Origin of the sequence: Kitasatospora sp. NPDC096140 (assembly GCF_040303045.1) — a bacterium.
GTDB lineage: Bacteria > Actinomycetota > Actinomycetes > Streptomycetales > Streptomycetaceae > Kitasatospora.
In genome coordinates, this window is the sequence record NZ_JBEOUW010000037.1 from 53,735 (window position 1) to 67,931 (window position 14,197).

A 14,197-nucleotide genomic window follows, 5' to 3' on the forward strand; every position below is an offset into this window, starting at 1 on the left:
TGTCAGGGTCGCGCCCGCTCGCGGGGCGGTCAGCTGTCGGCGGGCCCCTTGTCCTTTTCGGTGTCCTTCCAAGCCTGGTAGCCGATGGCCCACTTGAGGCGGACTTGCGGGCGCCGGTCGGTGTGGTGCCAGGCCTGGATGTCGGCCATCAGGTGGTTGTAGTCCAGCGGCTGCCCGACGGTGCGCAGCTGAGTGATGAGACCGCGCAGGTGGACCAGCAACGCGGACACGCTGGTGGCACCGGCGAGTTGCGCGACCCGTCGGTCGAGCGCTTCCTCACTGAACTTGCCGTCGCGCCGCAGGGCACGCAGGGCCTCACCGAGTTTGATGCCGCGGCGGTGCATCGGCACGGCCTGGCTCTGCTGGTGCAGGCCGTAGAGGGCGAGGGCGGCGTGCTCGGCCTTCTGTTCGTCGGAGACCTCGTCGCGCTGCGCGAGGAAGTCGTTGAGCTCACAGCTGTAGAGGGGCCACATCTTGGGGCTGTCCATGACGGGACGGCCGAGGCCGGAGCGCATGGCCGCGAGGTCCTCGCCGGGCGGTCGGCTCGGCTGCTTGGTGCGGGGGTCGATGCGCCAGTTGTGGTCGCGGGTGGTGTGCTCGTCCCAGTACCGGCGCCGTTTGGCGGCGGCGGTGTGCTCAGTAGTCAAAGTCCGCTCCAGAGGCGGGGTCGGAATCGAGGACGGGTCCGGTTTCGGCTTCCCGGGCGGCGGCCGCTTCCCGGACTGCGTCGGCGTACCGGGGAAGGACCTCGCCGAGCCGGTACCGGAAGTTGGCGCCGGCCGTACCGAGCCGGTAGGTCTGCGTCTTGCCCGCCTTACCGGGCTGGTCGAGAGTGCGGCCGCCGAAGGTGGTGGCGGGGGCGGCGAGGAGGAGCTCGTTCGCCGCGTCCCGCGCGTGACGGTGGGCGACTTCCTCCCAGGCGAGCCTGCCACGCTCCAGGACGTCTTCGTCGGTGCCCGCGTCGCGAACGCCGGCGAGCAGGCGGCGCACCAGGGGGTCGAGGGTGTGCAGGAGGAGGTCGCCGGGGCGCTGGCCCTTGTCCCAGGGGATGGGGTCGGTGCCGGCGGCCCGGCGCAGGTCGGCGGACAGGTTGTTGACGGCCTGCGCGAGTTGTTCCGCCTGCTCGGCCGCGTCGAGGAGGAGCTGATGGGCTTCGCTGTCCTGGTGGAGAGCGAGCAGCGGCAGCGGGATCGCGTCGTGGATGACGTCCTCGACGACGGAGGACTGGGTGCCGTAGACCATGCCGAAGGTCTCGACCTGCAGCGGGTAGTCGGCGTCGAGCTTGTCGAGCTCCTGCAGACCGCTGGCCTCGTCGAGCAGGACACTGGTCTCGAAGCGTCCGTCGGGGCCCTGCCGGGTCGGAGTGAGAAGGGCGTCCAGGCCCCGCCAGATGGCCTTGCCCTGGGTGTGCCGGCGCGGCCTCCTCTCGGGCAGGGCCGAGGTCGACTTCTTCGCAGCCGCGGTGAACGTCCAGGCGGTGTGAGGCTCCTGCACGGGCAGGACCGTGAGCCGGTCACCGGCGCTGATGACCACCCGCGCGATCTTCAGTAGGCCGTCGTCGTCCTGGTGCGGGACGAGCCGGATCCGCCGGGCCTGCCACGTCCACAGGTCGAGCAAGCCGTCCGCGGAGCGCGGCTTCCAGGCCGGGCCGTGCGGGGACCGCAGCCATTGCGGGACGCCGAGGGCGCTGGGTGGGGTGACCGGAAGGTTCAGCAGGAGGGTCTCGTACAGGGTGCGCCCGGTGGGAATGATGACGCCGAGCTGGCCGAGCGGGCCAGTCGGGTTCCCCGTCGTCTTGCCCGCCTTGACCTCGGGGTCGCCGACGACGCCGGTCTTGATCGCCGCGGTGTCCCAGCAATGGGTGTGCACCAGCCAGTGCGCGGCCTGGGCGGGTGTCAGGTCGAGCGGGTCCGCGTCCGTACGGCTGGCGAACAGCGGGACGTTGTTGCCGCTCGCGGCGGTCGCGACCAGGGCGGCGGAGCCCTTCGTCTCGTCCTTGGCCGTCCGCAGCCCGGCGACCTGCGCGAACGGGGCGGCCGGGTCGAGGAGGTCGAACTTCGCGCGGTGCTCGTCGAGGTAGGTCCGGAGGCCGTTCAGCTCGTCCTGCGTGAACCCGTTGTTCCGGGCGAGTCGGTCGCCCTTCTCCCGCAGGGTCTGGGGCGCGCCGGTGGCGTGGGCGACGACGGGCAGCAGGACCTGGCGCAGGACGGCAGGCAGCTGGGTGGAGAACCCGACGACGAGGCCCTCCAACTCATGGGCCCGGGCCAGGGCCTCGGCGATCCCCAGCTCCACGGAAGGCCCGCCGCCGACGGGCCGAGCCGTCAGCCACGGTTCCTCGACAAGGTTGTACCCAGGCACGCACCGTTCTCCCAACTGGCCATGTTTAGCTCGCTGTTAGTAAAAGCCCGGCATCTCTGACGGTTCGTCATAGGGCGAATGCTTAGATTGCCCCGCGGCCCCTCGGCCCCTCGGTCTTGCGTTGCGCGGGGGTGGCCCCTGGCCGTGTTTCCGGCTCTCGACCGAGAGCACGTCGGCCCCGCGTTCGCGGGGGCAAGGGGCGCGCGTGGGTGGAACGGCATCGTGTCCGTTCCGCCCGCGCGCTCTACCGGTACGAGCGACCGCCGCTCACCACGAGCCCGAGCGCCTCGTCGTAGCGCAGCCGGAAGTCTCCGAGCGACGCCTCGCCCTGCTCGCCGAGTTCGAGGGCGAGGCTGTAACGGAGCCACGGATGGTCCCGCCAGCCCGGCAGCGGACCGAGCCCCCGCTCGGCCGCCTCGGTCAGCTTGGCGGGCAGGCGCACCGTGCCACACAGCACGTCGTCCACCACCTCGGCCGCGACCTCGCCGTTAGGCCCGAGACTGCGACCCGTCACCGCCCGGAAGCGATCCTCGGTTCGGCGCACCAGGACCACCTCCACGCTTCGGTCCCCGTCGCGGACGAGTGCCTCGAACTGCCCTTCGGCCACGGTGCCGTGGCCGCCGTAGTGCAGGCCGGCCAGTGTCGGGGCCCCGTGCTCCCCGGCGCGGGTCAGCACGTACTCGGCAGCCTTCGCGCGACGCTCGGCCTGCCGCTCCTCCCACTCCTGCCGGGCCTGCGCTTCGGCCTCGCCCCACGCGTCCGGGACAACGGAGCCCGCCCCGTATACCCGGGCGACCAGGTCCGGCACCCGGCCGGGGATGCTCCAGGTGCCCCCACCGGCCGTCACCCGCTCCACCTCGGCAGCCGTGCGCAGCAGGAGGTAGCGGCCGTAGATCCGCTCGGAGGCACGCAGCATGTGCGGTGTGCCTCCGCCGCTGTCGAGGCCGACGCCGGTGACGACGACGGTGGGCTGCGCCAGCAGGGCGGGACGCTTCACCCCCTCGTGGCGGTGGAGGCGGCCGATACGCTGGAGGAGCAGGTCCATCGGGGCGAGGTCGGTGATCAGCAGGTCGGCGTCGACGTCGAACGACTGCTCCGCGAGCTGGGTGGCAACCACGACCAGCCTGCCGGGGCGCTCGACACCATCGGCCGGTGGGGCCAGGAGGTTCAGCACCTCCTGCGTGCGATCGGCCCGGTGGCCCGTGTGCAGGCGTCCGTGCAGGAGCCGAACGTCGGCGCCGTACTCCTTGCGGAGGGCGTCGAACGTGGATTGGGCTCGGTCCACCGTATTCCGAATGACCAGGACACACCCGCCGTCGACCAGACGCTCCTCCAGGTAGTCGACGACGGCGGTGTCCGCCGGCCCGGCATCGGTCTCCGCGGCCTGGGAATCGGTCCCGGAATCGGTCCGCGTCGGCGGTTCGTCGAGGACCTCGACCCGTACCCGCAGGTCGTCACGCCAAGACTCCGTGCTCTCGACCAGCACCTCCGGTTTCCCGTCCTGTCCCGGCCAGGACGCCGTCACACTCGGATACCCCTGCGGCTCGGGCACCTCCAGCGCCACCGGAGCCTCCGCCGACTGCGTTCCGGCCACGTAGGCGTCGACCAGCCGGCGCCGCTGCTCGGGCGGCAGGGTCGCCGACAGCAGCACCACCGGCACCCCGGCCTGCCCGAGCCACCACAAGCCCTCCAGCAGGAACTGCGACATGTAGACGTCGGCGGCGTGGACCTCGTCGAGAGCCACGACCTTGCCCGCCAAGCCGGCCATCCGCAGCATCACGTGCTTGGTCCGCGTCGCGGCAAACAGGAGCTGATCGATCGTGCCGACCGCAAACGGGCTCAACAGACCGCGCCGACGGCCGAGGAACCACTCGGCAGGTGCCCTGCGCTCCCCACCCTCACAACCGTCGAAGCAGTCATCCCGCATTCCGAACTCGTCCACTGATGAGAAGCGTGAGTCGGCGTCCTGGCTCCCCTCCCCCGCGTCCTCCAGCAGGCCGCGCCACTCCTTGTTGAACATCCGCTTGCCGTGCAGCAGCGCGACCTGGTCCTCCAGCCCCTCCTCGACCTTGCGCAGCCAGGACCGGACCTCGGTGAACATCGGGTCTGCAGTCGCCTGGGTCGGCATGCCCAGGTACACCCCGTCCAGTCCGTACCGGGCGGCCAGCAGCTCGGCCGCCGCCAGCGCGGCCTTCGTCTTCCCCTCCCCCATCGGCGCCTCGACGATCACCAGCCCCGGCCCGCCCATCCGACGCACGACATCGAGCACCAGATCCTGCGACGGGCGGGTCCCGTGACCGAAGCGGTCCCGGAACGCCTCGGGGCCGGGAGTCGGCAGCACCCCCCACCCGCCGCGCAACCCGAGGCTCGACCATGCCTTTGCTGCCCGCACCCGCGCCTGAGCGATCGTCACCCTCGCGAGGTCCGGCACCCCGGCGAAGTGTCGCTCGTCGCTGGCGATCCAGTCCGCCATCACCACGAGCCCGGACAACTGGAGCTGCATCGCACGACCCGGCACCAGGGCCGGCTCCACTGCGGCCAGCGGCGACTCCCCCTCGAAGCCCAGTTCCCGGGAGAACACCTCCACCAGCGCCGACTGCGCCAGCTTCCAGGACGGCCCCTTGCCCTGAACGTCCTCCTTCTTCGGACGCAGCTGGCCCAGCGTGGGAAAGCGCCCATGGTGGCCGGCGACCAACGGCCAGACCCAGTCGATCTGCTCCTCCGCCCAACCAGCCTTGACAAGCGCCGCACGCAGGAGGCGGCCGCCGGCCTTGTCATGCCGCCAGGACTCGGATTTCACCGCGAACTTGTCCCAGGACAAACCAGATTCGCGAACGGCGTCCGCCAAGTCGGAGTCCATGTGTTGGAAGGCGGGGACGGCCTTGCCGTAGTCATGGATCCCGCACAGCCAGGCGAAGAGGCGCCGGCCCTTCCCCCGGCCGCCCGCGACGGCGTCCAGACGCCGCCTGGTCACGGGCGGCAGGTAGCGGTCCCAGACGACCTCCGCCACCGCCGCGGTGTCCAGCATGTGCGACAGCAGGAGGTTGGCAGACCCTCCGGCCCGCCCGGCCGACTTCCCCCACAACACGCCCAACCAGACCTTGACTTCGGGCGGGTACCACTGCCAGCGGTCCTCAGCCATCGTCCCAACCTCCATGTGCGAGTACGCTTCGGGAGCTTAGGGGGCGGCACTGACAATTGGTCTGGCTGCGAAAACATATGACGATCACTCAGGACCTGCGCTATGGACCGTCTTCCGAATCGAACTGAATCAATCGGCGCCCTCTGAGGAGAATCGCTGCAGGTCAGCAAGTGTCGGCCCCGCGCTCGCGGGGGTTGCTCCCACCCTCGGCCTGTCCGCCGGCGCCGCCGGCCGTCGGCCCCGCGCTCGCGGGGGTTGCTCCCGCAAGATGATGCCGTCGGCGGTGTTCCTCACGTCGGCCCCGCGCTCGCGGGGGTTGCTCCGACCGAGCCGTACAGCCTGACTCGGCAGCCGCGTCGGCCCCGCGCTCGCGGGGGTTGCTCCTCCGCCTCGCCCATGAGCTGGGCAGTGGGCGCGTCGGCCCCGCGCTCGCGGGGGTTGCTCGGCGAAGGCACTCGGTACCTGCCGTGTGGCTACGTCGGCCCCGCGCTCGCGGGGGTTGCTCGGCGTCACCAGCGACCAGTACCGGCCGTGCTCGGTCGGCCCCGCGCTCGCGGGGGTTGCTCCCTGCTGTGGTCCCAGCTGTTCACCGCCTCCGAGCGGCCCCGCGCTCGCGGGGGTTGCTCCGATGGAGGGCGCCTGCGCCTGCGCGGCCTGCTGTCGGCCCCGCGCTCGCGGGGGTTGCTCTGCCTCGCACGCCGTAGCCAAGGACCGCCCGCCGTCGGCCCCGCGCTCGCGGGGGTTGCTCTGCGGCTCAGCGACCCGGCGCAGCACACCACCGGTCGGCCCCGCGCTCGCGGGGGTTGCTCCGCGGAAGGACACGGTGGCGGACCGGCCAAGGTGTCGGCCCCGCGCTCGCGGGGGTTGCTCTCAAGTCACGAACCGCTGCCGGCCGTTCTGATCGTCGGCCCCGCGCTCGCGGGAGTTGCTCCGTGCTGGTGGTCGGGGTCGGACCGCACGCCCGGTCGGCCCCGCGCTCGCGGGGGTTGCTCCCAGGATGTACATGTGGCTGGTGAAACCGTCGGGTCGGCCCCGCGCTCGCGGGGGTTGCTCCGGTATGCAGCGCCGCATTGCGCAGTCGCTGCCGTCGGCCCCGCGCTCGCGGGGGTTGCTCCTTGCGCCAGAACTCGGCACGCCGGGCCTCGTCGTCGGCCCCGCGCTCGCGGGGGTTGCTCCTGCCCGCGGTGTTCTTCGGAATCAAGCCGAGGGTCGGCCCCGCGCTCGCGGGGGTTGCTCCGATGCCCACGTGGCTGAGATGGAACGACGTGCGTCGGCTCCGCGCTCGCGGGGGTTGCTCCGGAGTAGGCGTGACCGGCGCCGCCGCATACCTGTCGGCCCGGCGCTCGCGGGGGTTGCTCGACCATCGAGCTGGCCGGCGCCAGCTGCTGCCCCACTCAGGCGCGGCACAGACTGTTGCGAGCGACGCACTTAATCGGCCTCGGGCAGTTAGCGGGCGTCAGTATCCGATCGTTTGCTGTGGGCGCCAGAGAGGGTCTACAACGGCTCCTACAACGCCGGCCTGATCCGCGGCGCCTACCACTTCGCCCTGCCGAACTCCTCCTCCGGCGCCACCCAGGCCACCTACTTCGTCAACCACGGCGGCGGCTGGTCCCCCGACGGCAAGACCCTGCCACCCGCCCTCGACATCGAATACAACCCCTACGGCGCCACCTGCTACGGCCTCACTCAGAACGCCATGGTCAACTGGATCCGCGACTTCAGCACCACCGCCCACACCCGCACCGGCCGCTACCCCACCATCTACACCACCACCAACTGGTGGACCCAGTGCACCGGCAACAACAACGGCTTCGCCGCCACCAACCCCCTCTGGATAGCCCGCTACGCCTCCACCATCGGCACCCTCCCGAACGGCTGGAGCTACCAGACCTTCTGGCAATACGCCGACTCCGGCACCTTCCCCGGCGACCAGAACTACTTCAACGGCGCCCCCGACCGCCTCCACGCCCTCGCCCTCGGCTGACCCACCCCACACCCACCGGTGCGGGGCACCCCAACCCCGCCCCGCACCGGCCGGCACAGCGCGCCGCCCCCAGCCAGGCAGGCCGGGGGCGGCGGGGCTGCTGCCGGGTCCTGCTCCCCGTCACCGTGGTAGCCCGCCGCCACGCTCGGTCCCTGGAAGACCACCTCGCCGATGTGACCCCGCCACTGCCGTCCCGCTGACCGGGACAGGCTGTTCACGGTGGCGCGGGCGGCGTTCGGCCGACCGGCGGCCCGCGTCGGGGATGGGGCTGGCGCCCGCTACTCGAAGGCCCTCAGGGGGTCCTCGCCGTCGGTCCACCGGACGTCGAGCCGCTGGCGGACCAGGAGCCAGCCCTCGGGGCCCCGGCGGAACTCCCAGTCGTAGGGTCCTCCCATGGAGTACGGGGCACCGGCACGCCCGGGTGTGGCGACCGCGGTGAACCACATGTAGCCGATGCCGGTGGCCCGGTCGCCGTCGACGTCGACGTGCAGGTTGAGGATGTGGTGCTGCATGGCCGCGTACGGCGCTTCCGCCTCCTCCACCTTCGCCCGGATCGCCTCCCTGCCGCGGATCGTCTCCCACGGTCCGAACTCCAGGACCGCGTCCTCGGCCCAGCACTCGATCCAGGTCTGCCAGTCCTTGCGGTCCAGCGCCCGCCATCCGCGCATCAGGAGGGTGCGCAGCGCCTCCTTGTCCTCCAGGATCCGCAGTCTGCGGGCCGGGTCGTCGTCGGTGGCGCGGTACGGCACGGCGGGTTCCGTGCCGGAGGCGGTCACTGGGCGCTCGCGGTGGGACGGACGACGATCTCGTTGACGTCGACCCCGGACGGCTGGGAGACGGCGTAGGCCACGGCCCGCGCGATCGCGCCGGCCGGCAGTGCCACGGCGCGGTAGGCCTCCATGGCCTTCCGGGCGACGGGGTCGCCGATGCCGTCGGCGAGTTCGGACTCGGTCACCCCCGGGGAGACGAGGGTGACCCGGATGTCCCCGGTCGACTCCTGGCGCAGTCCTTCGGAGATCGCGCGCACGGCGAACTTGGTGGCGCAGTAGACGGCCGCGGTCGGGGAGACCTCGTACGCCCCGACGGAGGCGATGTTCACGAAGTGCCCGCCGCCCTGGGCGCGCATCAGCGGCAGCGCGGCGGCGATGCCGTGGAGGACTCCTCGCACGTTCACGTCGATCATCCGGTCCCACTCGTCGGTCCTCAGGGCCGCGAGCGGCGAGAGCGGCATCACCCCGGCGTTGTTGACCATCACGTCCAGGCGGCCGAAGCGCTCGCGGGCCGCGGCCACGAAGGCCTCGACGTCGGCCGCGTCCGTGACGTCCAGCCGCCGGAACGCCGCGGTTCCGCCGCCCTCGATGATCTCCCGGGCCACCGCGTCGAGGCGGTCGGTACGCCGCGCTCCGAGGAACACGCGGTGGCCGTCGGCGGCGAGGAGACGGGCCGTCGCCTCGCCGATCCCGCTGCTCGCGCCGGTGATCGCCACGACCTTGCCTGTGTCTGTCATGCCTGCTGTTTCCTCTCGCTGTGCGGATCGGTCCTGCCCGACCGAGTCTGGGCAGGACGGCGGCCGCCGACCAGGACGGCCCGTGCCTGGGTGCACCGCACCCGGGCACCGCACCGGCGTCGCGGCCTAACCTGACGGCATGACCGACGACAACCGCCTCGGGGAGTACCTGCGCGCACGCAGGGCGGCCCTGCGACCGCAGGACATCGGCATCGCAAGCCACGGCGTGCGCAGGGTCGCCGGGCTGCGCCGCGAGGAGGTCGCCGTCCTGGCCGGAGTGAACGCCGACTACTACACCCGGCTGGAACAGGGGCGTGAACGCCACCCGTCGGCCCAGGTGCTCGACGCGCTCGGCCGCGCCCTGCACCTGTGCCCCGACGCCCACGCGCACCTGCACCGCCTGGCGGGAACCACCCCGGGCACCAGGCCCACCGGTACCACGGACCGGGTCCATCCCGCCCTCCGGCAGCTGCTGGACGGCTACCCGGCGGCTCCGGCCTTCGTCGTCAACCGGACCCTGGACGTCCTGGCGGCCAACGCCCTGGCCGAAGCCCTGCACTCACCCTTCGAACGGATGGACAACCTGGCCCGCATGACGTTCCTCGATCCGGCGGGCCGCCGGTTCCACACCCGCTGGCGCCGAGCCGCGGAGGCCGTCGTGGCGCACCTGCGCGAGGCGGCCGGTGTCGACCCCGACAACCCCCGGCTGCGGGACCTCACCCGCGGCCTCACCGAGCAGAGCGCCGACTTCGCCGTCCTGTGGAGCAGCCACGTGGTACGCGGCAAGACCCGGGAGGCCAAGCACCTGCTCCACCCGGACGTCGGGCCCCTGGAACTCGCGTACGAGACCTTCGACGTGCGCGCCGAACCGGGCCAGCAGCTCGTCATCTACCAGGCGGAGCCCGGCAGTTCCAGCGCCCGCTCCCTCAGCCTGCTCGGCTCCCTCCACGCCGCCCCGGTCCCGCCCGCCAGGTGACCGCGGCATCCGGCGCCCGTCGAGTTCTTCCAGCACCTGGGCCGCCCGCTCCGCGGACGGACGCCCGTCGCACTGCGAAGCGGCCACCCGCCGCCGATCCCCAAGGCTCGGTACGGAATCCGCCGACGAAGGCACCACGAAGGCGAGTTTCGCCCATTCCGTCGCATCGCATGGCCTGCTGAGGGAGGCCCGGGCCGACCATGGATGTCATCCGCTCCACCCCGGTTCCGGCGTACACCGGCGGATCCGGGCCATGGAAGGAGCACCCGGTGATCCTCGACCCGCGCATCCGGTCCACCCGGCCCGACCGGTCGGCCGCAGGCACCTCCGGGGCTGCGCCGCCGGCACCTCCGGGGCTGCCACCGGCGGCCCCGCGCAGGAGGCCTGCGGTACGGCAACGCCGCAGGCCCGCGGATTCACAGCACCCGAGAACGACGCATCCACCCTGGAGGTCCACGTGCCCGCGTCCACACAACGGGAGAACGTACGCTTCGCCAGCGACGGCACCTCATGCGCCGCCTGGCACTACCCGGGATCCAACGGCGGCTGCGTGATCATGGCCGGCGGGACCTCGGTGACCAAGGAACCGGCCACGGACCTGTTCGCCGCACGCTTCAACGACGCCGGCTTCGCCGTCCTCGCCTTCGATCACCGAAGGTTCGGGGAGAGCGGGGGCGCACCACGTCAGGTCGTCCGCTTCGACGAGCAGATCGCCGACTGGCACGCCGCGATCGAGTACGCGGCCACCCTGCCCGACGTCGACCCGGACAGGATCTCGGTCTGGGGCTTCTCACTCGCGGGCGGCCACGTCTTCCGCGTCGCGGCCGATCACCCCCGACTGGCCTGCGCCATCGCACAGACGCCGCTGGTCGACGGGCGCGCCATCGCCCCCCATGCGCTGCGTTCCATGACGCCCCTCGCGGCGCTGCGGCTCTTCGGCCGGGGTGTCGCGGACGCGCTCGGGAGCCTCGTCGGCCGTCCGCCGATGCTGGTCCCCACCGCCGGCCCGCGCGGCACCGTCGCCTCGCTCACCACGCTCGACGCCATGGACGGCGACCGGGCCCTCGACCCCGAAGGCCGCCACACCACCTGGGAGCAGACGGTCGCCGCCCGGATCGCCCTCCAGCTCCCCGGGTACCGGCCCGGTCGCCACGCGTCCCGGATCCGGTGCCCCCTGCTGGTGGTCGTCTGCGACCAGGACCAGAGCACGCTCCCCGGCCCCGCCGTCGGGGCGGCCCGGCACGCCCCGAACGCCGAAGTGGTCCACCTGCCGGGCCGCCACTACGCCCCCTTCCTCGAAGCGCACGAACAGGCCGCCCGGACGCAGATCGCGTTCCTGCACAGGCACTTGGCCCCGCACGTGGCCCGCACGCCGTGACCGACCGGGACGAGGCGAGGGGTTGCCGCCGGACGGCTCGTCCCCGCCCCGTTCCCATCCGTTCCCATCCGTTCCCCGTCCGTCCCGGCTCGCACGGCTCGGCACCGGATGCTTTCGGATCCGGTCCTGCACGCCCAGGGACGGACCCGAGCCTGAACAGTCGTTTCACCAACGGCTGTCCACGCGCCCACGCCCCCACGCCCCCACGCCCCCGAACGACATTCCACGAAGGAGAGACCCATGATCCTGGTGACCGGAGCGACCGGCCTGGTCGGCCGTCCGCTCGTGACCGCCCTCGCCGCCGACGGCCGCGCCGTCCGCGCCGTGACCCGCGCCCCCGCGACCGCCGCGCTGCCCGACGGCATCGAGATCGTCCACGGCGACCCGTCCCGTCCGAGCACGCTCGCCGATGCCCTGAAGGGCGTCACCGCACTGTTCCTGCACCCCAGGGCGGCCGGAGAGGCCGCCGCCGAACTCGTCGCGCTCGCCCGCGACCGGGGCGTACGCCGCGTGGTCGCGCTGAGCGCGCTCAACATCGACGAGAACCCGGACGACCAGCCCTCCCGGCACCGCGGCGACCGCAACAAGGAGGCGGAACAGGCCGTGACCGCCAGCGGACTGGAGTGGGCCAGCCTGCGCTCCGGCACGTTCGCCGCCAGCAGCCTGCACGCCTGGGGCGCCCAGATCCGAGCCGGTGACGTCGTCCACGGCCCCTACCCGGAGTTCTCCGAGGCGCCGATCCACGAACAGGACCTCGCCGACGTCGCGGCCCGGGCCCTGATCACGGACCGGCCGCTCGGCCGACTGGAACTCACCGGCCCGCACGCCCTGACCCACGCCCGGATGATCGAGGTGATCGGCGGCGTCCTCGGCCGTCCCCTGACCTACCGGGGCGTACCGCCCGAGGCAGCCGCCGAGGCCCTCCTGCGCCAGGGCGTCGCCGCGCCGTTCGTCGCCGCCCTGCTGGCTCGCTACCGCCGGGAGCTCGGTCGCCCCGCCGTCGTGACCGACACCGTGCAACGGGTGCTCGGCCGCCCGGCCCACGACTACGCGACGTGGGTCGCCGACCATGCGGACGCGTTCGCGGCCCCGCCCACGACCGCCGGCTTCACCCCACCATCGAGGTGAGTCCCGTGACCTGGGCAGTCCCGACCGGACACCGACAGCCCACGCGACCGGCGCGACAGTAGCCGCCCCTCACAAGCGCCGCGCCGGCCCGGCACCGCAGATGCCCTCGTCGTCGCCGACACGGGACACCGGCGCCGTCACCTACGGCGACACGGGATGCGGTGGTGCGGGGGTGCGTTTGACGGCTCGGCTGACGATGGCCGTCTCGATGTGGGTGATGCCCAGGCCCACCAGGTCGCGGGAGAGGAAACCGTAGAGGGCCGTCAGGTCGGGGAAGTACGCGGCGGCGTGCAGGTTCGAGGGGCCCGAGGTCGCGAAGGCGCCGTGGACCGCGGAATGGTCGGCCAGGGCCTGTCCGGCGGCAGCGAGGTGGTCCGGGGGCACGTGCAGCAGGAGTTTGGCCTCGATGGGCAGCCCGAGGCGGCGGGGCTCGACCAGAACCTGGGTGATCAGGCGGCCCTGGGCGGTGAGTCGGGCCAGGCGTCGGCGCACGGTGCTCTCCGGGTGGCCGGTGCGCGCGGCCAGGGCCGCTGCGGGCAGGCGGGCGTCGGGGTCGAGGGCGTCGAGGAGGGTCTGCTCCAGGGGGTCGGTGTCGATGCCGTAGGGGCCGGGGGAGCCGGTGCCCGGGCCGGCGGCGGTCGCTTCGGGGGCCGGCGCGGCCCGGCTCAGTGCCGCTCGTTCGGCTGCGGTCAGCACCTGGTGGCGCCACTCGGAGGTGAGCCGGAAGACGTGCAGGATCGTGGCGCTCTCCAGGGAGGTGACCGCCTGGGTGGAGGGCAGTTGCCGGAAGACCAGCGGGTCGCGTGAGCCCGGTTCGGTGCGGGCGACCGCAAAGATCTCGTCACCCGAGGTGGTGACGTCGATGAACGGGATGTCCTCGCGCGCGGCGAGCGCGGCGACGATCGTGTCGAGCTTGCCCCGTAGGACCCGGATACGCAGGAACAACGCCCCGGCCGAGCCGCCGTTGCGCGGTCGCGCCACCGGTGAGACCACCACCCGCAGTGTGCCGTCGGCGCCGAGCGTCTGCAGACGGCGCCGCACGGTGGCGGGGCTGAGCCCCAGCACCTGGGCCGCCCGCTCCGCGGACAGACGCCCGTCACACTGCAAGGCGGCCACCAGCCGCTGATCCACAAGGCTCAGTACGGGATCCGCCGACGAATGCACCATGAAGGAAAGTTTCGCCCATAACGCCGCACCGCAGGGCCCGTTCCTGAAATCACGGCCCCAGCAGAAAGACCGCCAGCCCGGCAGTCGCGGCAGAAAGGCCCGAACCAGAAGCCGAGTTGACGGAACCTCATGTCCTCGTGGCAGGTCGTTCTCGCGCTCGGCGAGCGCAGCGGTGACGAAGTCCTCGCCGGGGCCGCCCGCGGCGACGCCGATCACGATCTCCTCCGCCCCGAAGGCGGCCGCCGCCGCGCACGCCCCGTCCAGGACGAGGTGCGGCACACGGGCGAGCAGCATGGCGTCCTTGGCGCTGGGCGGCTCGCCCTCGGCACCGTTGACCACGATCACGGGGCGCGCGCCTGAGCGGTCGGACGCCGCGAGGGTGGCGCGGGCCTTGCGGGCGAACGGGAACCCGGCGCCACCGCGGCCCCGCAGGTCCACGCCCTCGGCCAGCGCGAGCAGGTCGTCCCGGGACGGGTGCGGCGGCATCGGGTGGACGGACCTGTGTGCCGCGAGGTCCAGTCGCGTCCTGCGGTCCGCCGCAGGTGGCGGTCCGCGCT

At 72.7% G+C, this 14,197-nt stretch carries 9 protein-coding genes, 1 pseudogene and 1 CRISPR repeat array; of the genes and pseudogenes, 4 read left to right on the top strand and 6 right to left on the bottom strand.

Annotated features, from left to right (window positions below; genetic code table 11):
* Positions 1-29: 29 nt before the first annotated feature.
* The 3 genes from casB to cas3 form a co-directional block, all read right to left on the bottom strand.
* Complete coding sequence (gene casB / locus ABT048_RS30950; RefSeq protein ID WP_350524858.1) at positions 30-647, bottom strand: type I-E CRISPR-associated protein Cse2/CasB; 618 nt, start codon at positions 645-647, stop codon at positions 30-32.
* Positions 637-2,358, bottom strand: coding sequence for a type I-E CRISPR-associated protein Cse1/CasA (gene casA, locus ABT048_RS30955; RefSeq protein ID WP_350524859.1), 1,722 nt, complete (start codon positions 2,356-2,358; stop codon positions 637-639). Before casA ends, casB begins: the two co-directional genes overlap by 11 nt.
* A 244-nt stretch (positions 2,359-2,602) precedes the next feature.
* Positions 2,603-5,500, bottom strand: a complete 2,898-nt coding sequence (gene cas3 / locus ABT048_RS30960) for a CRISPR-associated helicase Cas3' (protein WP_350524860.1) — start codon at positions 5,498-5,500, stop codon at positions 2,603-2,605.
* Positions 5,501-5,672: 172 nt separating this feature from the next.
* Positions 5,673-6,858: a CRISPR direct-repeat array (repeat unit 28 nt; unit sequence GTCGGCCCCGCGCTCGCGGGGGTTGCTC).
* 137 nt (positions 6,859-6,995) lie between these two features.
* Here cas3 and ABT048_RS30965 point away from each other — a divergent pair.
* Positions 6,996-7,484: pseudogene (locus tag ABT048_RS30965) on the top strand (GH25 family lysozyme); the annotation flags it as partial.
* Positions 7,485-7,762: 278 nt separating this feature from the next.
* Here ABT048_RS30965 and ABT048_RS30970 read toward each other — a convergent pair.
* Positions 7,763-8,233, bottom strand: a complete 471-nt coding sequence (locus tag ABT048_RS30970; RefSeq protein ID WP_350524861.1) for a nuclear transport factor 2 family protein — start codon at positions 8,231-8,233, stop codon at positions 7,763-7,765.
* Between the two features lie 23 nt (positions 8,234-8,256).
* On the bottom strand, positions 8,257-8,991 hold the full coding sequence (locus ABT048_RS30975) for an SDR family oxidoreductase (protein WP_350524862.1): 735 nt from the start codon (positions 8,989-8,991) through the stop codon (positions 8,257-8,259).
* Between the two features lie 139 nt (positions 8,992-9,130).
* On the opposite strand from ABT048_RS30975, the gene ABT048_RS30980 reads away from it, so the two are divergent.
* The 3 genes from ABT048_RS30980 to ABT048_RS30990 all read left to right on the top strand — a co-directional run bounded on the left by ABT048_RS30980 (position 9,131) and on the right by ABT048_RS30990 (position 12,473).
* Positions 9,131-9,967 carry a helix-turn-helix transcriptional regulator gene (locus tag ABT048_RS30980; protein WP_350524863.1) on the top strand — a complete coding sequence of 279 codons (837 nt, stop codon included), beginning with the start codon at positions 9,131-9,133 and terminating at the stop codon, positions 9,965-9,967.
* A 457-nt stretch (positions 9,968-10,424) separates the two neighbouring features.
* On the top strand, positions 10,425-11,345 hold the full coding sequence (locus tag ABT048_RS30985; RefSeq protein ID WP_350524864.1) for an alpha/beta hydrolase: 921 nt from the start codon (positions 10,425-10,427) through the stop codon (positions 11,343-11,345).
* A gap of 240 nt (positions 11,346-11,585) precedes the next feature.
* Positions 11,586-12,473, top strand: coding sequence for an NAD(P)H-binding protein (locus tag ABT048_RS30990; protein ID WP_350524865.1), 888 nt, complete (start codon positions 11,586-11,588; stop codon positions 12,471-12,473).
* Positions 12,474-12,614: 141 nt separating this feature from the next.
* Here ABT048_RS30990 and ABT048_RS30995 read toward each other — a convergent pair whose 3' ends face one another.
* A complete protein-coding gene (locus ABT048_RS30995) occupies positions 12,615-14,126 on the bottom strand; it encodes an AsnC family transcriptional regulator (protein WP_350524866.1) in 1,512 nt (503 codons plus the stop codon).
* Positions 14,127-14,197 lie beyond the last annotated feature (71 nt).

What these genes read in the sequence shown, in the direction of transcription:
- cas3 (WP_350524860.1), bottom strand. Translation starts at nt 5,500, where the DNA reads ATGGCTGAGGACCGCTGGCAGTGGTACCCGCCCGAAGTCAAGGTCTGG.
- ABT048_RS30975 (WP_350524862.1), bottom strand. Translation starts at nt 8,991, where the DNA reads ATGACAGACACAGGCAAGGTCGTGGCGATCACCGGCGCGAGCAGCGGG.
- ABT048_RS30980 (WP_350524863.1), top strand. Translation starts at nt 9,131, where the DNA reads ATGACCGACGACAACCGCCTCGGGGAGTACCTGCGCGCACGCAGGGCG.
- ABT048_RS30990 (WP_350524865.1), top strand. Translation starts at nt 11,586, where the DNA reads ATGATCCTGGTGACCGGAGCGACCGGCCTGGTCGGCCGTCCGCTCGTG.
- ABT048_RS30995 (WP_350524866.1), bottom strand. Translation starts at nt 14,126, where the DNA reads ATGCCGCCGCACCCGTCCCGGGACGACCTGCTCGCGCTGGCCGAGGGC.